Annotated in this window: 16 protein-coding genes; 14 read left to right on the forward strand and 2 right to left on the reverse strand. The window is 72.1% G+C overall.

What is annotated here, in order from left to right; all coding sequences use genetic code 11:
• The first annotated feature begins 57 nt into the window (after nucleotides 1–57).
• Both ACFCZ1_RS20415 and ACFCZ1_RS20420 read left to right on the forward strand, forming a co-directional pair.
• Nucleotides 58–1,638, forward strand: coding sequence for a PucR family transcriptional regulator (locus ACFCZ1_RS20415; protein WP_376679670.1), 1,581 nt, complete (start codon nucleotides 58–60; stop codon nucleotides 1,636–1,638).
• Between the two features lie 245 nt (nucleotides 1,639–1,883).
• Nucleotides 1,884–3,329 carry an aldehyde dehydrogenase family protein gene (locus tag ACFCZ1_RS20420; protein ID WP_376679671.1) on the forward strand — a complete coding sequence of 482 codons (1,446 nt, stop codon included), beginning with the start codon at nucleotides 1,884–1,886 and terminating at the stop codon, nucleotides 3,327–3,329.
• A 139-nt stretch (nucleotides 3,330–3,468) separates the two neighbouring features.
• Here ACFCZ1_RS20420 and ACFCZ1_RS20425 read toward each other — a convergent pair whose 3' ends face one another.
• Nucleotides 3,469–4,761, reverse strand: a complete 1,293-nt coding sequence (locus ACFCZ1_RS20425; RefSeq protein ID WP_376679672.1) for a helix-turn-helix domain-containing protein — start codon at nucleotides 4,759–4,761, stop codon at nucleotides 3,469–3,471.
• 215 nt (nucleotides 4,762–4,976) lie between these two features.
• Here ACFCZ1_RS20425 and rfbB point away from each other — a divergent pair, with 215 nt between their 5' ends.
• The 4 genes from rfbB to ACFCZ1_RS20445 are packed head-to-tail and all read left to right on the forward strand — an operon-like array spanning nucleotide 4,977 to nucleotide 8,542.
• Nucleotides 4,977–6,008, forward strand: coding sequence for a dTDP-glucose 4,6-dehydratase (gene rfbB, locus ACFCZ1_RS20430; protein WP_376679673.1), 1,032 nt, complete (start codon nucleotides 4,977–4,979; stop codon nucleotides 6,006–6,008).
• A complete protein-coding gene (locus ACFCZ1_RS20435; RefSeq protein ID WP_376679674.1) occupies nucleotides 5,995–6,978 on the forward strand; it encodes an ATP-grasp domain-containing protein in 984 nt (327 codons plus the stop codon). Before rfbB ends, ACFCZ1_RS20435 begins: the two co-directional genes overlap by 14 nt.
• Complete coding sequence (locus tag ACFCZ1_RS20440) at nucleotides 6,975–8,114, forward strand: DegT/DnrJ/EryC1/StrS family aminotransferase (protein ID WP_376679675.1); 1,140 nt, start codon at nucleotides 6,975–6,977, stop codon at nucleotides 8,112–8,114. Before ACFCZ1_RS20435 ends, ACFCZ1_RS20440 begins: the two co-directional genes overlap by 4 nt.
• Complete coding sequence (locus tag ACFCZ1_RS20445) at nucleotides 8,111–8,542, forward strand: low molecular weight phosphotyrosine protein phosphatase (RefSeq protein WP_376679676.1); 432 nt, start codon at nucleotides 8,111–8,113, stop codon at nucleotides 8,540–8,542. The genes ACFCZ1_RS20440 and ACFCZ1_RS20445 overlap by 4 nt, the downstream gene beginning before the upstream one ends.
• Nucleotides 8,543–8,552: 10 nt before the next feature.
• Here ACFCZ1_RS20445 and ACFCZ1_RS20450 read toward each other — a convergent pair whose 3' ends face one another.
• Nucleotides 8,553–9,758, reverse strand: a complete 1,206-nt coding sequence (locus tag ACFCZ1_RS20450) for a glycosyltransferase (protein ID WP_376679677.1) — start codon at nucleotides 9,756–9,758, stop codon at nucleotides 8,553–8,555.
• A gap of 278 nt (nucleotides 9,759–10,036) precedes the next feature.
• On the opposite strand from ACFCZ1_RS20450, the gene ACFCZ1_RS20455 reads away from it, so the two are divergent.
• The 8 genes from ACFCZ1_RS20455 to ACFCZ1_RS20490 all read left to right on the forward strand — a co-directional run bounded on the left by ACFCZ1_RS20455 (nucleotide 10,037) and on the right by ACFCZ1_RS20490 (nucleotide 20,618).
• The gene (locus ACFCZ1_RS20455) at nucleotides 10,037–11,989 is read left to right on the forward strand and encodes an acyl-CoA dehydrogenase family protein (RefSeq protein ID WP_376679678.1); all 1,953 of its coding nucleotides are present in this window, start codon (nucleotides 10,037–10,039) and stop codon (nucleotides 11,987–11,989) included.
• An 89-nt stretch (nucleotides 11,990–12,078) separates the two neighbouring features.
• Nucleotides 12,079–13,380: a hypothetical protein gene (locus ACFCZ1_RS20460; protein WP_376679679.1), complete on the forward strand. Its 1,302-nt coding sequence runs from the start codon at nucleotides 12,079–12,081 to the stop codon at nucleotides 13,378–13,380.
• Between the two features lie 20 nt (nucleotides 13,381–13,400).
• Nucleotides 13,401–14,654 carry a 1-deoxy-D-xylulose-5-phosphate reductoisomerase gene (gene dxr / locus ACFCZ1_RS20465; protein ID WP_376679680.1) on the forward strand — a complete coding sequence of 418 codons (1,254 nt, stop codon included), beginning with the start codon at nucleotides 13,401–13,403 and terminating at the stop codon, nucleotides 14,652–14,654.
• Nucleotides 14,651–15,952: an RIP metalloprotease gene (locus ACFCZ1_RS20470; RefSeq protein ID WP_376679681.1), complete on the forward strand. Its 1,302-nt coding sequence runs from the start codon at nucleotides 14,651–14,653 to the stop codon at nucleotides 15,950–15,952. The genes dxr and ACFCZ1_RS20470 overlap by 4 nt, the downstream gene beginning before the upstream one ends.
• A 175-nt stretch (nucleotides 15,953–16,127) precedes the next feature.
• Nucleotides 16,128–17,285: a flavodoxin-dependent (E)-4-hydroxy-3-methylbut-2-enyl-diphosphate synthase gene (gene ispG / locus ACFCZ1_RS20475; protein ID WP_376679682.1), complete on the forward strand. Its 1,158-nt coding sequence runs from the start codon at nucleotides 16,128–16,130 to the stop codon at nucleotides 17,283–17,285.
• A gap of 142 nt (nucleotides 17,286–17,427) precedes the next feature.
• A complete protein-coding gene (locus tag ACFCZ1_RS20480; protein ID WP_376679683.1) occupies nucleotides 17,428–18,273 on the forward strand; it encodes a GNAT family N-acetyltransferase in 846 nt (281 codons plus the stop codon).
• A 62-nt stretch (nucleotides 18,274–18,335) separates the two neighbouring features.
• Nucleotides 18,336–18,878: a GNAT family N-acetyltransferase gene (locus ACFCZ1_RS20485; RefSeq protein ID WP_376679684.1), complete on the forward strand. Its 543-nt coding sequence runs from the start codon at nucleotides 18,336–18,338 to the stop codon at nucleotides 18,876–18,878.
• A gap of 45 nt (nucleotides 18,879–18,923) precedes the next feature.
• On the forward strand, nucleotides 18,924–20,618 hold the full coding sequence (locus ACFCZ1_RS20490; RefSeq protein WP_376679685.1) for a proline--tRNA ligase: 1,695 nt from the start codon (nucleotides 18,924–18,926) through the stop codon (nucleotides 20,616–20,618).
• Nucleotides 20,619–20,624 lie beyond the last annotated feature (6 nt).

The raw sequence follows: 20,624 nt of genomic DNA on the forward strand, positions 1-20,624 counted from the left end.
CTGCCCTTCTGCCGTTCCCCGTCCGCCGCCCCCTCCCGCTAAGGCCCCTGGTAACCGATGCCGCTCACCCTCGCCTCGCTCGTCCAGCACTCGGCGCTCAAGCTCAGCGTCCGGGCGGGGGAGGGCCGCCTCGACACCCCCGTGCGCTGGGCCCACGTCAGCGAGCTCGCCGACCCCGTGCCCTACATGGAGGGCGGCGAACTGCTCCTGATCACCGCGATGAAGCTGGACGCGGAGGATCCCGAGGAGATGGGCCGCTATGTACGCCGCCTCGCCGCGGCCGGGGTCGTCGGCATCGGCTTCGCGACCGGCGTGAACTACGAGTCGATCCCCGAGGCGCTGGTCGAGGCGGCGCGGACCGAGGACATGCCGCTGCTGGAGGTACCGCGGCGGACCCCGTTCCTCGCCATCAGCAAAGCCGTCTCCGCCGCGCTCGCGGCCGACCAGTACCGGGCCGTGACCGCCGGTTTCGAGGCGCAGCGGGAGCTGACGCGCGCCGCGCTCTCCGCCGACGGGCCCGCCGAGCTGCTGTCGAAGCTGGCCGCGCACGTGCACGGCTGGGCCGCGCTGTACGACACCTCGGGCGCGGTCGTCGCGGCCGCCCCCGACTGGGCCGCGCGGCGCGCCGCCCGGCTCACCCCGGACGTGGAGCGGCTGCGGGAGCGGCCCGCGCCCGCGAGCGCCGTGGTCGGCGGTTCGGAGGACCGGGTCGAGCTGCAGTCCCTGGGCACGGGCCGACGGGCCCGAGGCGCCCTCGCCGTCGGCACCGGGGCCCCGCTGGGCACGGCCGAGCGGTACGCGGTCCACTCCGCGGTCGCGCTCCTGACCCTCACCACCGAGCGTTCGCGTTCGCTGCACGACGCCGAGTCCCGGCTGGGGGCGGCGGTGCTGCGGATGCTGCTGGCGGGGGAGGCGGAGCACGCGCGGGCGGTGGCCGGGGACCTGTACGGGGCCCTGCTGGAGGCCCCGTTCCGGCTGATCGCGGCCGAACCGGCGCTGCCGGGCACCGCGCAGCCGGAGGGCCTGGCCCTGCTGGCCGACGCCGTGGAGTCGGCGGCCGCCCGCACCGGCGAGCCGCTGCTCGTGGTCCCGGAGCCGGGCCGACTCGTGGTCCTGGCCGCCGACGGGGGCTCGGCCGTACAGGCGTGCCTGGACCACGCGGAGGCGCTGGAGGCGCGGCGCGGCCGGGACGCCGCCGGTCCCGAGCCGGACGAACTCGTCGTCGGCCTGTCCGCGCCCGCCGGGCCGGGCGCCGTGGCGGCGGCCCTGAAACAGGCCGACCAGGCCATGGCGGTGGCCCGGCGGCGGGGACGGCCGCTGGTGGAGCACGAGGAGATGGCGGCCGGCTCGGTCCTGCCGCTCCTGGCCGACGACGCCGTACGGGCCTTCGCGGACGGCACGCTGCGCGCGCTGCGGGAGCACGACGAGACGGGGCGCGGCGACCTGGTGGCCTCGCTGCAGGCCTGGCTCTCCCGGCACGGCCAGTGGGACGCGGCCGCCGCCGACCTCGGTGTGCACCGGCACACGCTGCGCTACCGGATGAAGCGGGTCGAGGAGATCCTCGGCCGCTCCCTGGACGACCCGGACGTCCGCATGGAGCTGTGGCTCGCCCTGAAGGCCTCCCCGACGCCGTCGTAGCGGGTGCCGGTGCGGGAGCGGGGCGCCGGGCCGGGCCGGGGCCGCCGCGCGGGCGGTCCGGGCGAGTCCCGGCGGCGGACCCGCAGGGTGCGACAGTGACAAACCGGCGCAGCCCCGCCCTCAGGTACTACACCTCGGATAAACCGTGAAACCCCGACGGAGTCCTACGGTGGTGGGGACAACGACCTGCCCCCAGCTGCCGCTGGGAGGTCCTCCCCGCACACATTCGAAGGGCCGGGATTCGCATGACTTCCACCCACGCCTTCTGGCTCGCCGGCCGCCAGGCCACCGGCGAGGACAGCTTCGACGTCCACTCCCCGTGGGACGGCCGACTGGTCGGCACGGTCAGCGTGCCCACCGACGCCCAGGTCGAAGAGGCCGTGGCCGCGGCGCACGCCGTGACGGCGGAGTTCTCCGCGACCCCCGCCCACGTGCGCGCCGCCGCCCTGGACCACGTGTCCAAGCGACTGGCCGAGCGCACGGAGGAGATCGCCCAGCTGATCTCCGCCGAGAACGGCAAGCCCGTCAAGTGGGCCCGCGGTGAGGTCGGCCGTGCGGTGTCCGTGTTCCGCTTCGCCGCCGAAGAGGCCCGCCGCTTCAACGGCGGAGAGGCCCAGCGCCTCGACACCGACGCCGGTGGCGTCGGCCGCCTGGCGCTGACCCGCCGCTTCGTCAAGGGCCCGGTCCTCGGCATCGCGCCGTTCAACTTCCCGCTGAACCTGTGCGCCCACAAGGTGGCCCCGGCCATCGCCGTCGGCGCGCCGATCATCCTCAAGCCCGCCCCGGCCACCCCCCTGTCCGGGCTGATCCTGGGCGAGCTGCTCGCCGAGACCGACCTCCCGGCCGGCTCCTGGTCGGTCCTGCCGGTCGCGAACGAGAAGATGCCCGCCCTGGTCAAGGACGAGCGCCTGCCCGTCATCTCCTTCACCGGCTCCGACACCGTCGGCTACGCCATCCAGCAGTCGGTGCCCCACAAGCACTGCACGCTGGAGCTCGGCGGCAACGCCGCGGCCGTCGTCCTCGCCGACTGGGCCTCCGAGGCCGACCTCGACTGGGCCGCGACCCGCATCGCGACCTTCTCGAACTACCAGGCCGGCCAGTCCTGCATCTCGGTGCAGCGCGTGATCGCCGACGCCTCCGTCTACGACGCCCTCGTCGAGAAGGTCGTCGCGAAGGTCCAGGCCCAGGTCACCGGCGACCCGTCCGACTCCGCCACCGACGTCGGCCCCCTCGTCTCCGAGGACGCCGCCAAGCGGGTCGAGTCCTGGGTCGACGAGGCCGTGTCCGGCGGAGCCAAGCTGCTCACCGGCGGCAAGCGCGAGGGTGCCTCGTACGAGCCCACCGTCCTCGCGGACGTCCCGGCCGGCGTCAAGCTCGCCACCGAGGAGGTCTTCGGACCGGTCCTGACCCTGCAGAAGGTCGACGGCACCGACGAGGCCTTCGCCGCGGTGAACGACTCCAAGTTCGGTCTGCAGACCGGCGTCTTCACCCGCGACATCCAGACCGCGTTCCGCGCCCACCGCGAGCTCGAGGTCGGCGGCGTGGTCGTCGGCGACGCGCCGTCCTACCGCGCCGACCAGATGCCGTACGGCGGCGTCAAGCAGTCGGGTGTGGGGCGCGAGGGTGTCCGCTACGCGATGGATGACTACACGTACGAGCGAGTCCTGGTCCTGACCGGCCTCGACATCTGATCCCGTACGGCCAAAAAGCCGACGGCCGGAGCCCACTGTGCGGGGGCTCCGGCCGTCTTTCGTATCTGCGCTCTGACCTGCGAAAACAGTCGGATCCTGGCTGGTTCCCATGGCGCAGTGGGAACATGCTGGACCGTGGTCAGGCAGCCAGCGCCCCGGTACGGATCGCGAACTCACGAAGCCCGTGCACCCGGGCGGGCCCGTACAGCAGATCCGACGTCAAGGCCCGCAGCGCCGGACGCCGCACCTCCTGGGGCGCCTCCTGCTCCACCCGCCGCAGCGCCGCGAACGTCTGCGGTCCGTCGCCCAGGGCGTGCCACATACGGGCGGTGTCCGTCCATGCCCGGGCCCGGCGCTCCGGTGTCGGCATGACACCGATGTTCAGCCCGGCCGCGACCTTGACGCCTTCGTCCGGCGTCCCGAGCGCGTTGAGGACCCCGATCCGGTAGACGTCGACCTGGGCTCGGGTTGCCTCCACGGTGAAGAGGCCATGGACCTCCGGCAGGCGCTCGGTGTCTTCCTCCGCCTCGTCGAGCAGCGCGAGCGCTGTCGAGCGGTCCCCGCCGGAAGCCGCCGAGTACGCGGCCGTCAACAGCAACGTGGTCCGTACGGCCCCGGTGCGATCCTCGGATGGGTCCAACTCGGCTGCCTCGCGGGTGAGGAGGTTCACTGCGGACGACCACCGGCCCGAGCGGCGCATCGTGATCGCCAGCACCCGGGACGCCTCCCCGACTGGCACCGGCGACCCGCTGGCCCGGGCGGCGGTCAGCGCCCGGTCGGCAGCGACCCACGCCGCGTCGGAGTGCTGCTTCGTCGCCAGTTCCGCCGTGAGCACGTACGCCCGGGCCAGCACAGCGGCGGCCTGCTGCCGCGCCCGCCCGGTCGTGGCGTCCCGGGTCGCCTCGGCCGCAGCGAGCAGCCCTGGCAGCGAGTGGCCGAGATCGATGTACCGGGCCGCTTGGAAGGTCCGCCGCGCCGCAACCGTCTGCGCGGTCAGGACGGCCAGCGGCACCGCGTCGGCGGCCGGAAGCCGAAACAGGGTTTCCTCAAGATTGGCTGACGGGTCCCCGGATACGGCGGCGGCCGATGTCGCGCCGGCACCCACGATGGCCGTCGCCCCAGCGGCGAGCGCCCCGGCCAGAAGTTCCCTACGACGCACCGCATCCTCCTCGTCCGACTGCCGCTCGCTCGCCACCGTAGCGACCGCCGGACCGTGTGGCACAGCGGAACCACACAGCCGCTCGGGTGCGATGCCCAACACCTCGGCCATGAGCAGCATCGCAGAATGCTCCGGCCGCAGCTTGTTGGCCTCGATCCTGGAGATCGCCGACGCCGAGTAACCGCACTTGCCGCCTAACTGTGCCTGTGTCAGACGGGCGGCGCCCCGGGCACCGCGAATGAGGGCCCCGAGATCTTCCGTGCTGTGACCCATGGGTACCTCCTGCGCACCGACGGGACGGATGACGCTAGTGCTCTTCCTAACGAGGCGACAGGGCGCGCGGATGCACACCGTGTGCCGGTTCCGCACACCATGTGCGGGAGCGCCCCCGGCCAGTCCCACCGAGGCCACCGCGCAGCCATGGTGGTCCCCGCAGACGGGCGGCGAACCCAGCCGCTTCGCTGCTCGCACTCCCACCGGAGGCAACCATGGACAAAGTGCTCGTCACTGGCGGGGCCGGGTTCATCGGCTCGCACTTCGTCAAGCGCATCTTGCGGGCCGACGACGTCGCCGAAGTGACCGTGCTCGACGCCCTCACATACGCAGGGCACATCGAAAACCTCGGCGAGGCCTTCCTCAGCCCGAAGCTGCGGTTCGTCCACGGCAACATCATCGACGCCAAGCTGGTAGACGACCTGGTGCAGCAGCACACGGCGATCGTCCACTTCGCCGCCGAGTCCCACGTCGACCGCTCGTTCTTCGAGGCAGGCACTTTCCTGTCCACGAACGTGCTGGGCACCCAGACCCTCGCGGACGCCGCCATGCGACACGGCATCCAGAAGTTCGTCCACGTCTCCACGGACGAGGTCTACGGGCCCCTGCTCGAAGGGTCCGCCACCGAGGAGGACCCGGTCCGGCCGACCGTGCCCTACGCCGCGTCGAAGGCCGCCAGCGACTTCGTGGCGCTGAGCTACTTCCACACCTACGACGTCCCGGTGTGCGTCACGCGCAGCTCGAACAACTACGGGCCGTACCAGCACCCCGAGAAGATCATCCCGCTGTTCGTCACCCGCCTGTTCCGGGGCGACAAAGTCACCATCCACGGCCAGGGCCAGCACATCCGCAACTGGCTGCACGTCGAAGACAACTGCGCCGGCATCGAGCTGGTCCTGCGCGGCGGCGTCCCCGGCGAGGTCTACAACATCGGCGGCGGCACAAACTTCACCACCGTGGAGCTCACCGACATCCTCCTGCGCATGTGCGGCGCCGACTGGGACTCCGTGGTGTACGTGGCCGACCGGCGGTCGAACGACATGCGGTATTCGATGGTCTGCGACAAGATCGCCACCCAGCTCGGCTACCGGGCCGCACGTGACTTCGAAGACGGCCTTGCCGCCGCAGTGGAGTGGTACCGGCGCAACCCCGACCGGTGGGCCCCGCTGATGCGCAACCCGTACGCGCCCATGCCGAAGGGCGAGATCGCCGCCCCCACCGAGGAGGCCCCGCGTGTCGTCCACTGACGTGAAGAAGCGGCGCATCCTCGTGACCGGTGTCGGGGGAGCCCCCGGGTTCGACCTCGCCCGGAGCCTGCTCCGGCTCGGCTGCGACATCATCGCGGTGGACTCCAACCCGCTGGCCGCCGGCCTCCGCCTGCCGGACGTCACGCCGCGCACCACTGCCCCGGCCGCCGACCCGTCCTACCGGTCCAGCCTCCTGCGCGTGTGCGGCGAGCTTCGGCCGAACGCGATCCTTTCCACCGTCGAGCACGAGCTCGCCAAGCTCGCCGCACTGCGGCGCACCCTGGCCGACCTCGGCGTGACGACGTGGCTGCCGGACCCGGTTGCAATCGAAGCGTGCACCGACAAGGCCGCGTTCCACACAGCGCTCAGCAAGAACGACGTTCCCACGCCGCGCACCTTCCTACCCCCCGAGCTGGACCAAGTCCCCGACGGCACCTTGCTGGTCGTCAAGCCCCGGCGCGGGCAGGGTGCCCAGAACGTGCACTTTTGCCACACCAGGGAACAGGCGCGCGTGCTGTGCGAGCTCGTCCCCGACCCCATCGTCCAGGAGCGCGTGAACGGAGCCGAGTTCACCGCAGACTGCCTCGTCGACCGCTCCGGCCGGGCGTCGGTGATCCTGCGCCACCGGCTCCTCGTCAAGGGCCGGCTCGCCGTCGTGAGCCGCACGTTCCACGACCGGGAGGTGGCCGAGCGCGTCAAGGAGACCTTGTCCGCCGTCGGCGCCGCCGGCTCCTGCTGCGCCCAGGGCTTCATCACCGACGACGGCCCGAACCGGGTCGTGATGACCGAGGTCAACGCCCGCGTCGCCGGAGGCTTCCCCGCGAGCGAGGCGGCCGGGGCCGACCTCACCGATCAGCTCCTCGCCGGCCTGTTCAAGAACCCCGTCGACCACGACCGACTCCAGTACAAGCCGGACGTGTGCCTCACCAAGTACACCGAGACCCTGATCGTCGAGGAAGGCCAGCAATGACGACAACCATGGCGGCGGGCACGGCCAACAACGCGCGTCCCTTCCTGTACGGCCCCGAAGAGGCCGCGCTCGCCGAGGCCCTGCGCAGCGGGCATTACGGCCACACGGACGTCACCGACCAGTTCGAGGCCGACGTCGCCGCCTTCCTCGGCGTCCCCGACACAGTTGCGATCGCCTCCGGCACGTCCGCGCTCCATGTCGCCCTGCTCGCCGCCGGAGTCGGCCCGGGCCACGAGGTAATCGTCCCGTCCCTCACGTTCTGCGCCACGATTCAGGCGATCCTCGCCGTCGGCGCCCGGCCCCGGTTCGTCGAGGTCAACCCGCGCACCCTGTGCGTCGGCAGCGCGGAAGTGCTGGACGCGGTGACCGCCGACACCCGCGCGGTCATGCCCGTGCTGTACGGCGGCCGGGCCGTCGACCTGTCCGAGGCGCAGCCGGTGTTCGCCGAGCAAGGCATCACCGTCATCGAGGACGCGGCCCACGCCTTCGGCTCCTGCGCCGGCGAGCGGCGCGTCGGCGCGACCGGAGCGCTGACCTGTTTCAGCTTCGGGCCGATCAAGAACCTCACCTGCGGGCAGGGCGGTCTGATCGTCCCGCGCAACGCGCTGGAGGCGGAGGCCTGCCGGAAACTGCGTGGCCTGGGGATCGTCGAGTCGGCGGCCTGGCGCGCGGAGGCGACCGGCTACACCGTCGAAGGCTTCGGGCTGCGCGTACAGATGTCGTCGCTCAACGCGGCGATCGGCTGCGCCCAGCTCGGCCGGTTCCCGGAGGCCGAGGCCAAGCGCAAGGCGCTGTGGCGGGCGTACGCGACCGCTCTGCAGGGCGTCGAGGGCGTCACCGTCGTGGACGTCGACGTGGCACGCTCCGTGCCGCACCTGGTCGCGGTCCTCGTCCACGCGGACCGCGACCAGGTGTTCCGCACGCTGCGGGACCGGGGTGTCGGCGTCGGCACGCACTACCCGCCGAACCACCTGCAACCGGCCTTCGCCCCGTGGCACCTGTCCCTGCCGGTGACCGAGCGGGTAGGCCGCCAGATCATGACCCTGCCGTTCCACCAGCACCTGGCGGAGGGCGACGTCGAGCACGTCGCCTCCGAGGTCGTGAAGGCCGTCACCGAGACGGCAGTCGTCGGATGACGGCCCGGCCGCGACGTCTCCTGACGGTCTGCCTCGGCAACCACTGCCGCTCCCCGCTCGCCGCCGTCATCCTCGCCCAGCTCGGCCGGGACGCGGTCGAGGTGAGGTCGGCCGGCACCCGGGACAAGTGGCTCGGGCAGCCCGCCCGCGCCGAGATGGTCGCCGCCGCGGCGGCGCGCGGCTACGACATGCGCGCCCACCTCGGCGTGCACATCAGCAAGGAACTGCTGGACTGGGCCGACGTCGTCCTCGCCATGGACGCCGGCAACCTCGCCGCGCTCCGGGAGCTGGCCGACGAGCGCACCGTGCCCAAGCTGGCCCTGTACCTGGACGACCGCGACGTCCCCGACCCGTGGGGCAAGGACGCCGCCGCGTTCGCCGACGTCGTCACCCTCATTGAGGATGGCGCCGCCCGGCACCTCCCGTAGAACCCGCCGTTCAGCCTGACGCGGCGGACAGGACCACGTCCACGAGCCTGTTCGCCGCGTCCGGCCGTCCGAGAGCCCGCGCCCTCTCCGCCATCGCTTCCCGCCGTGCGGGATCGGAGAGGAGCGGGCCCACCGCGTCCCGCAGACTCCCCGCGGTCACCTCACCGAGTAGCGCGACGGCAGCCCCGGCGTCCTCCAGGTGCCGCGCGTTGTGCGCCTGCTCGTTTCCGGCCGAGGACGCGAGCGGGATGAACACCGCCGGCTTGCCCAGCGCGGTCAGCTCGGCGAGCGTCCCGGCGCCGCTCCGGGAGACCACGACGTCGGCCAGCGCCAGCACGTCGGGCAGCTCCGGGCCGACGAACCCGGCGAGGTAGTACCGGCCCGACAGCTCCGGCGGCAGTGCTGCCGCGTGGTGCCGCAGGCCTTCGACGTTGGCGGGCCCGCTCTGGTGAATCACGTTCGCCCGCTCCAGCAGCCACGGCAGTGCGTCCCGTACGACGTCGTTGATCTGCTGAGAGCCCTGCGCGCCGCCGGTTACGTAGATGGTTGGCAGACGCCGGTCGAAGCCATGCAGGGCCAGAGCCTCAACCGCCCTGTCCGCGTGTCCGGTCAGCACCTCGGGGCGGATGGGATTGCCGGTGACGACCGCAGCGCCACGCACCGACTCCGGCAGAAGCGGCAGCGACGACTCCGACGACACCGCGATCCGCGTCGCCGAGCTCGCGAGCTTCCGGTTGGCCAGGCCCAGGCGCACGGTCTGCTCGTGGAGGACCAGCGGGCGGCGGCACATGCGGGCGGCCAGGCCGGCGGGGACAGCCACGTATCCGCCCGTGGCGAGCACGACATCCGGCCGGAAGTCGGCGACGATCTTCCGTGCCTGGGCCACGCCGAGCGGTACGCGCGCCATGTCCTTCATGTTCGCCGGGCTCACCATCTTGAGCGGGTTGCTGGAGCGGCGGATCTTGCCCGTGGCCACGGTCTTGAAGGCGATGCCTTCGGCCGGTGCCACCCGAGCCTCCAAGCCGTCCGCCGTGCCGATCCACAGGACCTCGACCGCCCTGCCGTCCGCCGCCAGCCGATGCTGGAGCGTGCGGATCGCGGTCAACGCGGGATAGGTGTGCCCCCCGGTTCCTCCCCCCGTGACGATCAGGCGGAAGCTGGCCGGGAGACGAGAAGCGCTATTCACTCGGCGCACCCTACTGGGCCACGTCCCCATCCGGTTCATGGTCCGGTCCCAGCAGTGTTCCCACAGGAACACGAGCGATCGAGGATGCTGGTGGATTAGCACAGATGAGTGAAAATGAGGGCGGATGCGCCGCGGTGTCTACGCAGGTCAGCGAGAAACCGCAGGTCAGACCACCTGCGGGGAGCCCACTGTGCGGGGGCTCCGGCCGTCCCCCTTTTCCCGAGGGCGCGGACGGGGTACGACTCACAGGTAGCACCGGCTGGTGGTCCGGTGCACCACCCGACTCCGGCGGCGAGGTGAGCCCCCTCATGTCCGCAACACAACCCGCACAGCCCAAGGTGACCGAGCGCGAGGCACGGCAGGTCGCGGAAGCGGCCCGGGAGCAGGACTGGCGCAAGCCCAGCTTCGCCAAGGAACTCTTCCTGGGCCGGCTGAGGCTGGACCTGATCCACCCCCATCCGCTGCCCGCCGACGAGGACGTCCGGCGCGGCGAGGCCTTCCTGGCCAGACTGCGGGCCTTCTGCGAGACGCAGCTCGCAGAAGGGCTGGCTGCGCGCATCGAGCGCGAGGCGAAGATCCCCGACGAGACCGTGCGCGGGCTGAAAGAGCTCGGCGCCCTCGGCATGAAGATCGAACCCAAGTACGGCGGCCTCGGTCTCACCCAGGTCTACTACAACAGGGCGCTCGCCCTCGTCGGCTCCCTCAGCCCGGCCATCGGCGCCCTGCTCTCCGCCCACCAGTCCATCGGCGTCCCCCAACCGCTGAAGATCTTCGGCACGCAGGAGCAGAAGGACACCTACCTGCCGCGCTGCGCCACCACCGCCATCAGCGCCTTCCTGCTCACCGAGCCGGACGTGGGTTCCGACCCGGCGCGCCTGGCCACCACGGCGGTCCCGGACGGCGAGGACGCGTACCTCCTCGACGGCGTGAAGCTGTGGACCACCAACGGGGTCGTGGCCGACCTCCTCGTCGTCATGGCCCGCGTCCCCAAGAGCGAGAACCACCGCGGCGGGATCACCGCCTTCGTGGTGGAGGCCGATTCCCCGGGGATCACCGTCGAGCACCGCAACGCCTTCATGGGCCTGCGCGGTCTGGAGAACGGCGTCACCCGCTTCCACCAGGTCAGGGTGCCCGCGGTCCAGCGCATCGGCGCCGAGGGCGCCGGTCTCAAGATCGCGCTGACCACGCTCAACACCGGCCGGCTGTCGTTGCCCGCCATGTGCGTCGGCGCCGGGAAGTGGTGCCTGAAGATCGCCCGCGAGTGGTCCGGCGTACGCGAGCAGTGGGGCCGTCCCGTCGCGCGGCACGAGGCGGTGGGCGCCAAGATCTCCTTCATCGCCGCCACCACCTTCGCCCTCGAAGCGGTGGTCGACCTGGCCTCCCAGATGGCCGACGAGGACCGCAACGACATCCGCATCGAGGCGGCCCTCGCCAAACTCTACGGCTCCGAGATGGCCTGCCTGATGGCCGACGAGCTGGTCCAGATCCGCGGCGGCCGCGGCTTCGAGACGGCGCAGTCCCTGGCCGCCCGCGGCGAGCGCGCCGTCCCCGCCGAACAGATGCTGCGCGACCTGCGCATCAACCGGATCTTCGAGGGCTCCACCGAGATCATGCACCTGCTGATCGCCCGTGAGGCGGTCGACGCCCACCTGTCGGTCGCGGGCGACCTCATCGACCCCGACAAGGCACTCGGCGACAAGGCGAAGGCGGGCGCCCGGGCCGCCGGGTTCTACGCCCGCTGGCTGCCCCAGCTGGCCGCCGGAGCCGGCCAGCTCCCGGGCACCTACCGGGCCTTCCACCCGAGCGGCCACCCCGACCTCGCCACCCACCTGCGCTATGTGGAGCGCTGCGCCCGCAAACTCGCCCGTTCGACCTTCTACGCGATGTCGCGCTGGCAGGGCCGGATGGAGACCAAACAGGGCTTCCTGGGCCGGATCGTCGACATCGGCGCCGAGCTCTTCGCGATGAGCGCGGCCTGTGTCCGCGCCGAGCACCTGCGGGCGACCGGGGAGCACGGCCGCGAGGCCTACCAGCTCGCTGACGTCTTCTGCCGGCAGTCCCGGATCCGCGTCGAGGAGCTCTTCGGCCGGCTCTGGTCCAACACCGACGACATCGACCGCAAGGTCGTCGAGGGCGTCCTGACCGGCACCTACACCTGGCTGGAGGACGGCGTCATCGACCCCTCCGGCGACGGCCCCTGGATCGCGGACGCCGCCCCCGGCCCCTCCACTCAGGAAAACGTGCACCGTCCCATCCGCTGACCTGCGATCATCGCCGAACGTCGGACAGACGTACGAGGATGAGTACGAGTACCAGTACGCGTACGAGCACGGGCAAGGCGGGTCCAGCGATGCCGACGGCGGAAGACCGCAACAGCCGACGGCTGGCCTGGTGCGTGGCGCACCTCCTGCGCCACGCACCGGACCACGTCGTCACCGACCTGATCGGCCGGCTCGACGCGCCGACCCGCAAGTACCTGTGCCGCGACGAGTGGCTGTCGGCCTCGACCGTCACCCTGCTGCTGCGCCACGGCAGCGAGGCGGACCGGCAGTTCGTCGCCCGCAACCCCCACGTCGTCGGACGGCCCCTGCCCGGACTGCCCGGGCCGGCGCGGTACGCGGCCCGCCCCGGGCCCTCGCCGGAGCTGCTGCGGGAGGTCGGACCCGGGCCGTTTGCCCCCGACGAGCTGATCGCGCTGCTGCGGCGCCACGGCCGCAGGCCCCGGATCCCCCTCACCCTGCTGCGGATGCCGCACGAGCCCCTCGACCCGCAGGCGCTGCTCGCCGAGCACGCCCGGGCCCCGCTGCCGCCCGCCGCCGTCGAGGCCCTGCTGCTGGCCGGCGGACTGCCCCGGGAGACCTGCCAGGCGCTGCTGGACACCGGCGGGCAGGACACGTTCGGGCGCCAGTGGTACCGGCCCGCCGTACGGACCGTGCGCATGGGGCTGCTCACCTTCGACGAGCTCGTCGCGCACGTGGCGCCCGCGCACCGGACCCTGCTGCTCGCGCACCTCCCCGAGACCACCGGCCTGCGCTGGTCCCTGCCCGAGTGGACGGGCATGCGGACGGCCGTCGCCCGGGCGCTGCGCCCGCTGCGTGACGACCCCCGGCTGTGGGCGGAGCTGTACCGCCACGCCCACGGCTTCCGCGGCACCCTGCCGGTGCTCGTGGCCCGGATCGTCCGCGGCACCCTGGCCGGGCCCGCCGGCCCGCCGTCCGTCGACGGGCTCCCCGCGGCGCTCGACTCCCTGGCCCCGAAGACCGCCGAGCCCGTCGGGGGAGTGGACCGCGAACTGGCCCTGGCGAGCCTGGCGGTGCCCGTGGACTCCGTCGAGGAGGACATCCGGTGGGTGCGCGACTGCCTGGCCCGCGGGCTGCTGACCGGTGAGGACGTGATCCGGCACAAGGCGCCCGCCTGCTGGGCCCTGGACGAGGACCACTGGCTGGGGGACGTGCACCACCCCGACCGCCACGACTGGGCCGCGCCGGTGCTCGCCGCGCGGGCCGAGGCCGACCGGCTGTTCGCCGTATCCATCGGCGCCGATCCGGACGCCTGGTGGCGCGTCGCCGTGACCCTCCCGGACTTCGCCGGAACCCTCCCGCACCTGCTCCTGCGGGTCACGGAAGGGGGCTCCGTGTCGGGCCGCTCCTGACTTCCGGCAACAATGGGGGCATGAGCGACCGCCCAGCCCCCCTCGCCGATCCGCACCTCCTCTTCGACCCCGCGGCCGGCCCCCGGGACATCGTCATCCTCGGCTCCACCGGGTCCATCGGCACCCAGGCCATCGACCTCGCCCTGCGCAACCCGGACCGGTTCCGGGTGACCGCGCTGTCCGCCGCCGGCGGGCGGGTCGGGCTGCTGGCCGAGCAGGCCCGGCTGCTGCGGGTCAAGGCCGTGGCCGTCGCCCGCGAGGACGTCGTACCGGCCCTGAAAGAGGCGCTGAGCGCCCAGTTCGGTGCCACCGAGCCGCTGCCCGAGATCCTGGCCGGGCCCGACGCGGCGGCCGAGCTCGCCGCCTCCGAATGCCACACCGTCCTCAACGGCATCACGGGTTCCATCGGCCTCGCGCCCACCCTCGCCGCCCTGCGGGCGGGCCGGACCCTGGCCCTGGCCAACAAGGAGTCGCTGATCGTCGGCGGCCCTCTGGTCAAGGCCCTGGCGAAGCCGGGCCAGATCATCCCCGTGGACTCCGAGCACGCGGCGCTGTTCCAGGCGCTCGCCGCCGGCACCCGGGCCGACGTGCGCAAGCTCGTCGTCACCGCCTCCGGCGGGCCCTTCCGCGGCCGCACCCGCGAGGAGCTGGCAGGGGTCACGGTCAAGGACGCGCTCGCGCACCCCACCTGGGCCATGGGCCCGGTGATCACGGTGAACAGCGCCACCCTCGTCAACAAGGGGCTGGAGGTCATCGAGGCGCACCTGCTCTACGACATCCCCTTCGACCGCATCGAGGTCGTGGTCCACCCGCAGTCCTACGTGCACTCGATGGTCGAGTTCACGGACGGCTCCACCCTCGCCCAGGCCACCCCGCCGGACATGCGCGGCCCCATCGCGATCGGCCTGGGCTGGCCCCAGCGGATCCCGGACGCCGCCCCCGCCTTCGACTGGACCAAGGCGTCCACCTGGGAGTTCTTCCCGCTGGACACCGAGGCCTTCCCCGCGGTGGACCTCGCCCGGCACGTGGGCACGCTCAGCGGCACCGCCCCGGCCGTGTTCAACGCGGCCAACGAGGAGTGCGTCGAGGCGTTCCTGGCAGGTCGGCTGCCGTTCACAGCAATCATGGATACCGTCTCTGCCGTGGTCGACGAGCACGGGACACCGGACCCGGGAACTTCCCTGACGGTCCAGGACGTCCTTGAAGCAGAGGCCTGGGCCAGGGCCCGGGCGCGGGAGATGGCGGCTCGGGCCGCCGTGGAGGCGGGCGCATGACACTACTGATGACGGTGCTCGGGGTCGTGATCTTCGCGTTCGGCCTGCTGGTCTCCATCGCCTGGCACGAGCTGGGGCACCTTTCCACGGCCAAGCTGTTCGGCATCCGGGTGCCGCAGTACATGGTGGGCTTCGGGCCGACCATCTGGTCGCGGTGGAAGGGCGAGACCGAGTACGGGATCAAGGCCATCCCGATGGGCGGCTACATCCGCATGATCGGGATGTTCCCGCCCGGCGAGGACGGCAAGGTCACCGCCCGGTCGACGTCGCCCTTCCGGTCGATGATCGAGGACGCCCGCTCGGCGGCGTACGAGGAGCTCCAGCCCGGTGACGAGAGCCGGCTCTTCTACACGCGCAAGCCGTGGAAGCGCGTGATCGTGATGTTCGCCGGCCCGTTCATGAACCTGGTCCTGGCCGTGGCGATCTTCCTCACCACGCTCATGACCTTCGGGCTGAACACCCAGACGACCGTGGTCGGCTCGGTCTCGGACTGCGTCATCCAGCAGAGCGAGAAGCGCGACAAGTGCGCCGCGGGCGACCCGGCCGCCCCCGCCAAGGCGGCCGGTCTGCAGCAGAAGGACAAGATCGTCGCTTTCAACGGGCGCCCGGTCCAGGACTGGTCCGCGCTGCAGAAGGACATCCGCGCCACCGTGGGACCCGCCGTCATCACCGTCGAGCGGGCCGGCCGGCGGATCGACCTGAAGGCGAACCTGATCGAGAACAAGGTCGCCAAGACCGACGGCCACGGCAACTACGTCAAGGACCAGTACGTCACCGCCGGCTTCCTCGGCTTCGCCCCCGCCTCCGGCTACGTCCCGCAGTCCTTCGGCCAGTCCGTCACGCGCATGGGCGACATGATGCAGAGCGGCGTGGAGTCGCTGGTCGCGCTGCCCTCCAAGGTCCCGGACCTGTGGGACGCCGCGTTCAACGGGGCCGAGCGCAAGCAGGACAGCCCGATGGGCGTCGTCGGCGCGGCGCGGGTCAGCGGTGAGATCTTCACCCTCGACATCCCCGCCCAGCACCAGCTGGTGTTCTTCCTCAACCTGCTGGCCGGCTTCAACCTCTCGCTGTTCCTGTTCAACATGCTGCCGCTGCTCCCGCTCGACGGCGGGCACATCGCCGGCGCCCTGTGGGAGTCGGTCCGGCGCGCCGTGGCGCGGGTGTTCAGGCGCCCCGACCCCGGCCCGTTCGACGTGGCCAGGCTGATGCCCGTCGCGTACGTGGTGGCGGGGCTCTTCATCTGCTTCACGCTGCTGGTGATGGTGGCGGACGTGGTGAACCCGATCAAGATCACCTAGTCGTCCGCGGGCCGCACCCCGGACGTCCGGAGCCGGGCACGCATCGTGCCCGGCTCCCTGCGTTCGGGTGGCTCGCCCCCCGGGATGCGGGGGCACCGTGCTGGTTGGCGTAATCTCGAAGCCTGGAGCCCGCCGATCTCGGCACCTTGATCCACACCTTGGGGTTGTACAGCAGATGACTGCCATCTCTCTCGGAATGCCGGCCGTGCCGACGAAGCTTGCCGACCGCAGGGTCAGCCGCAAGATCCAGGTCGGGTCGGTGGCCGTCGGCGGCGACGCACCCATCTCGGTGCAGTCGATGACGACGACCCGCACCTCCGACGTCGGCGCCACGCTCCAGCAGATCGCCGAGCTGACCGCCTCCGGATGCAACATCGTCCGCGTGGCCTGCCCGACCCAGGACGACGCCGACGCCCTCGCCGTCATCGCGAAGAAGTCGCAGATCCCGGTCATCGCCGACATCCACTTCCAGCCCAAGTACGTGTTCGCCGCGATCGATGCCGGCTGCGCCGCCGTCCGCGTGAACCCGGGCAACATCAAGCAGTTCGACGACAAGGTCAAGGAGATCGCGCACGCCGCCAAGGCCGCGGGCACCCCGATCCGGATCGGCGTCAACGCGGGCTCGCTCGACGCCCGGCTGCTGAAGAAGTACGGCAAGGCCACCCCCGAGGCGCTGGTCGAGTCCGCGCTGTGGGAGGCCTCCCTCTTCGAGGAGCACGGCTTCGGCGACATCAAGATCTCGGTCAAGCACAACGACCCGGTCGTCATGGTCAACGCCTACCGCCAGCTGGCCGCCGCCTGCGACTACCCGCTGCACCTCGGCGTCACCGAGGCCGGCCCCGCCTTCCAGGGCACCATCAAGTCCGCCGTCGCCTTCGGCGCGCTGCTCTCCGAGGGCATCGGCGACACCATCCGCGTCTCCCTCTCCGCGCCTCCGGTCGAGGAGGTCAAGGTCGGCAACCAGATCCTGGAGTCGCTGAACCTCAAGCCGCGCCGCCTGGAGATCGTCTCCTGCCCGTCCTGCGGGCGGGCCCAGGTCGACGTCTACAAGCTGGCCGAAGAGGTCACGGCCGGCCTGGAGGGCATGGAGGTCCCGCTGCGCGTCGCGGTCATGGGCTGCGTCGTCAACGGCCCCGGCGAGGCCCGCGAGGCCGACCTCGGCGTCGCCTCCGGCAACGGCAAGGGCCAGATCTTCGTGAAGGGCGAGGTCATCAAGACCGTCCCCGAGTCGAAGATCGTGGAGACCCTCATCGAAGAGGCCATGAAGATCGCCGAGCAGATGGAGAAGGACGGCGTCATGTCGGGCGAGCCGACGGTCGCCATCGGCGTCTGACCCCTGCGAACGTCCGGCCCCGGCCCCGTTCCCGCAGCTCGCGGGCCGGGGCCGGGGCGCTTTCGTGACCTGGGGCACCGGGCATCCCCGGGTCCCGCCGGGTACAGTGCGGAGATCAGCAGACTTGCATGGTGAGGCCCCAGTGTTGACGCAGACCACCACCCGGGTCCTTGAGCCCAGTGATCTCGACGCCGCCCTCGAAGTCCTCGGACGCGAGCCGGTCGAGAACGCCTTCGTCACTTCCCGGGTCCAGGTCGCCGGACTCGACCCCTGGCGCCTGGGCGGCGAGATGTGGGGCTGGTACGCCGACGGCGAGCTGCGTTCCCTCTGCTACGCGGGCGCCAACCTGGTCCCCGTCTGCGCCACACCCGACGCCGTGCGCGCCTTCGCCGACCGTGCACGCCGCACGGGCCGCCGCTGCTCCTCCATCGTCGGCCCCGCCGAGGCCACCCGGCTGCTGTGGCACCTGCTGGAGCCCGGCTGGGGACCCGCCCGCGACGTGCGCTCCCACCAGCCCCTCATGGTCATGGAGGGCCCGTCCGCCACGGTCGAGGCCGACCCGCTGGTCCGCCGGGTCCGCAAGGACGAGATGGACCTGATCATGCCCGCCTGCGTGGCCATGTTCACCGAGGAGGTCGGCATCTCCCCGATGGCCGGCGACGGCGGGCTGCTCTACCAGGCCAGGGTCGCCGAACTCGTCGGGAGCGGCCGCTCGTTCGCCCGCGTCGAGGACGGCAGGATCGTCTTCAAGGCGGAGATCGGCGCCGCCACCTCCCGCGCCTGCCAGATCCAGGGCGTGTGGGTGGACCCGGAGTTCCGCGGCCGCGGCCACTCCGAGACCGGGATGGCCGCCGTCGTCGCCTACGCGCTGCGGGACGTCGCGCCCGTGGTCAGCCTCTACGTGAACGACTTCAACACCGCCGCGCGGGCCTCCTACCGACGGGTCGGCTTCCGCGAGGTCGGCGCCTTCATGAGCGTGCTGTTCTGAATCCGCGGGAGACCTTGCCGACGGCATACCGGGACGCCCCTACCGCACAGTAAGGTCGCCGCATGCTGCCTTCCGGACTCCGCATCGGCCCTCTCGACCTCGCCGCCCGCGTGGACGAGGCCCTGCGCGTGCAGGCCGTCGCCTTCGGCCTCAGCGAGGAGGAGGTCGGCATCCGTCGCTACATCGTCCAGCGCCACATGGCCTGCCGCGGCGCCCGCGCCCTCGGGGCCTTCGCCGAGGACGGCGCGCTCACCGGCTTCGTCTACGGGATGCCGAACGACCGCACGCACTGGTGGTCCACCGTCGTCGAGCCCTATCTGCGGGCCGGCGGCCACGACGACTGGCTCGACGACTCCTTCGTGATCACAGAGCTGCACGTCCACCCGGGATTCCAGGGCCACGGCGTCGGCCGCGCGCTGATCACCGGCATCACCGACGGTGCAGCCGAACCGCGCTCGATCCTCTCCGCCGTCGACACCGACAGCCCCGCCCGGGGGCTCTACCGGGCCCTCGGCTACAAGGACCTCGCCCGCCAGGTCCACTTCCCGAGCGCGAGCCTCCCGTACGCCGTCATGGGAGCCCCGCTGCCCCTGCTGAGGCCCTGAGAAAGACGTTTCCGCCGCCCGCACGGCGGCCGGTAGCCTCCGTACATGTCTACGCAACACGTGCAGCGCATGTCCCGCCTCATGGCCAAGACCCTCCGCGAGGACCCGGCCGACGCCGAAACCCTCAGCCACCGGATGCTGGTCCGCGCCGGGTACGTCCGGCGCAGCTCGGCCGGGGTGTGGACGTGGCTGCCGCTCGGCAAGCGGGTCCTGGACAACGTCTCGCGCGTCGTCCGCGAGGAGATGGACGCGATCGGGGCCCAGGAGGTGCTGCTCCCGGCGCTGCTGCCGAAGGAGCCGTACGAGGTCAGCGGACGCTGGTCGGAGTACGGAGACCTGCTGTTCCGGCTCAAGGACCGCAAGGGCGCGGACTACCTGCTCGGCCCGACCCACGAGGAGATCTTCACCCTGCTGGTGAAGGACCAGTGCACCTCGTACAAGGACCTGCCGGTCATGCTGTACCAGATCCAGACCAAGTACCGCGACGAGGCGCGGCCCCGGTCGGGGGTGCTGCGCGGGCGCGAGTTCCAGATGAAGGACTCGTACTCCTTCGACGTGTCCGACGAGGGCCTCGAGGAGTCGTACCGCCTCCACCGCGAGGCCTACGTGCGCATCTTCGAGCGGCTCGGCCTGGACCACCGGATCGTGTCGGCGGTGTCGGGGGCGATGGGCGGCTCGGCCTCCGAGGAGTTCCTGGCCCCGGCGGAGGCGGGCGAGGACACCTTCGTGGACTGCCCGTCCTGCGACTACGCCGCGAACACCGAGGCCGTGACGTTCGCCCTCGCCCCCGAGTCCGCGCAGCACCCGGCGCTGGAGGAGGTCGACACCCCGGACACCCCGACGATCGAGACCCTGGCCGCGCAGCTGGGGGTGCCCGCCTCGGCGACCTTGAAGAACCTCCTGGTGAAGGTCGACGGCGAGATCGTGGCGGTCGGTGTGCCCGGAGACCGCGAGGTCGACCTCGGCAAGCTCGGCGAACACCTCGCCCCGGCCGTCGTCGAGCTCGTCACGGCCGAGGACTTCGAGGGCCGGCCCGACCTCGTACGCGGCTACGTGGGCCCGCAGGGCCTGGAGAAGGTCCGCTACCTGGCCGACCCCCGGGTGGCGCCGGGCACGGCCTGGGTCACCGGCGCCAACCGGGTGGACACCCACGCACGCAACGTGGTCTGCGGCCGGGACTTCGAGGTGGACCGGTACCTGGACGTGGTCGTCGTGGAGCCGGGAGACCCCTGCCCGTCCTGCGGGGCGGGCCTGCGGCTCGACCGGGCGATCGAGATCGGGCACATCTTCCAGCTGGGCCGCAAGTACGCCGACGCGTTCGGGCTGGACGTGCTGGGCCGCGAGGGCAAGCCGGTGCGGGTCACGATGGGCTCGTACGGCATCGGGGTCTCCCGCGCCGTGGCCGCGCTGGCCGAGCAGACGGCGGACGCGCGCGGTCTGAACTGGCCGGCGGCGGTGGCCCCGGCCGACGTCCACGTGGTGGCGGCCGGCAAGGCCGTCCCGCTGGCGCTGGCGGAGCGGGCAGCCGCCGAGCTCGCCTCCTCGGGTCTCCGCGTCCTGCTGGACGACCGCCCCGGCCTTTCGCCGGGCGTGAAGCTCACGGACGCCGAGCTGATCGGCGTCCCGTGGATCCTGGTCGCGGGCCGCCGCTCGGCGGAGTCGGTGGTCGAACTCCAGCACCGCGCCTCGGGCACACGCGAGGAACTCCCCCTCGCCGAGGCCCTGGCCCGCCTGACGTAACGGGTG

It is taken from the genome of Streptomyces sp. NPDC056224, assembly GCF_042267665.1.
In the GTDB taxonomy this organism is placed as follows: domain Bacteria; phylum Actinomycetota; class Actinomycetes; order Streptomycetales; family Streptomycetaceae; genus Streptomyces.

Bases quoted from the DNA above. Each gene is read 5' to 3' on its own strand.
- ACFCZ1_RS20460 (WP_376679679.1), top strand. From the start codon at position 12,079: ATGCCGACGGCGGAAGACCGCAACAGCCGACGGCTGGCCTGGTGCGTG.
- ACFCZ1_RS20490 (WP_376679685.1), top strand. From the start codon at position 18,924: ATGTCTACGCAACACGTGCAGCGCATGTCCCGCCTCATGGCCAAGACC.
- ACFCZ1_RS20420 (WP_376679671.1), top strand. From the start codon at position 1,884: ATGACTTCCACCCACGCCTTCTGGCTCGCCGGCCGCCAGGCCACCGGC.
- ACFCZ1_RS20470 (WP_376679681.1), top strand. From the start codon at position 14,651: ATGACACTACTGATGACGGTGCTCGGGGTCGTGATCTTCGCGTTCGGC.
- ACFCZ1_RS20485 (WP_376679684.1), top strand. From the start codon at position 18,336: ATGCTGCCTTCCGGACTCCGCATCGGCCCTCTCGACCTCGCCGCCCGC.
- ACFCZ1_RS20450 (WP_376679677.1), bottom strand. From the start codon at position 9,758: ATGGGGACGTGGCCCAGTAGGGTGCGCCGAGTGAATAGCGCTTCTCGT.
- ACFCZ1_RS20455 (WP_376679678.1), top strand. From the start codon at position 10,037: ATGTCCGCAACACAACCCGCACAGCCCAAGGTGACCGAGCGCGAGGCA.
- ispG (WP_376679682.1), top strand. From the start codon at position 16,128: ATGACTGCCATCTCTCTCGGAATGCCGGCCGTGCCGACGAAGCTTGCC.
- rfbB (WP_376679673.1), top strand. From the start codon at position 4,977: ATGGACAAAGTGCTCGTCACTGGCGGGGCCGGGTTCATCGGCTCGCAC.
- ACFCZ1_RS20425 (WP_376679672.1), bottom strand. From the start codon at position 4,761: ATGGGTCACAGCACGGAAGATCTCGGGGCCCTCATTCGCGGTGCCCGG.
- ACFCZ1_RS20415 (WP_376679670.1), top strand. From the start codon at position 58: ATGCCGCTCACCCTCGCCTCGCTCGTCCAGCACTCGGCGCTCAAGCTC.
- ACFCZ1_RS20445 (WP_376679676.1), top strand. From the start codon at position 8,111: ATGACGGCCCGGCCGCGACGTCTCCTGACGGTCTGCCTCGGCAACCAC.
- dxr (WP_376679680.1), top strand. From the start codon at position 13,401: ATGAGCGACCGCCCAGCCCCCCTCGCCGATCCGCACCTCCTCTTCGAC.
- ACFCZ1_RS20440 (WP_376679675.1), top strand. From the start codon at position 6,975: ATGACGACAACCATGGCGGCGGGCACGGCCAACAACGCGCGTCCCTTC.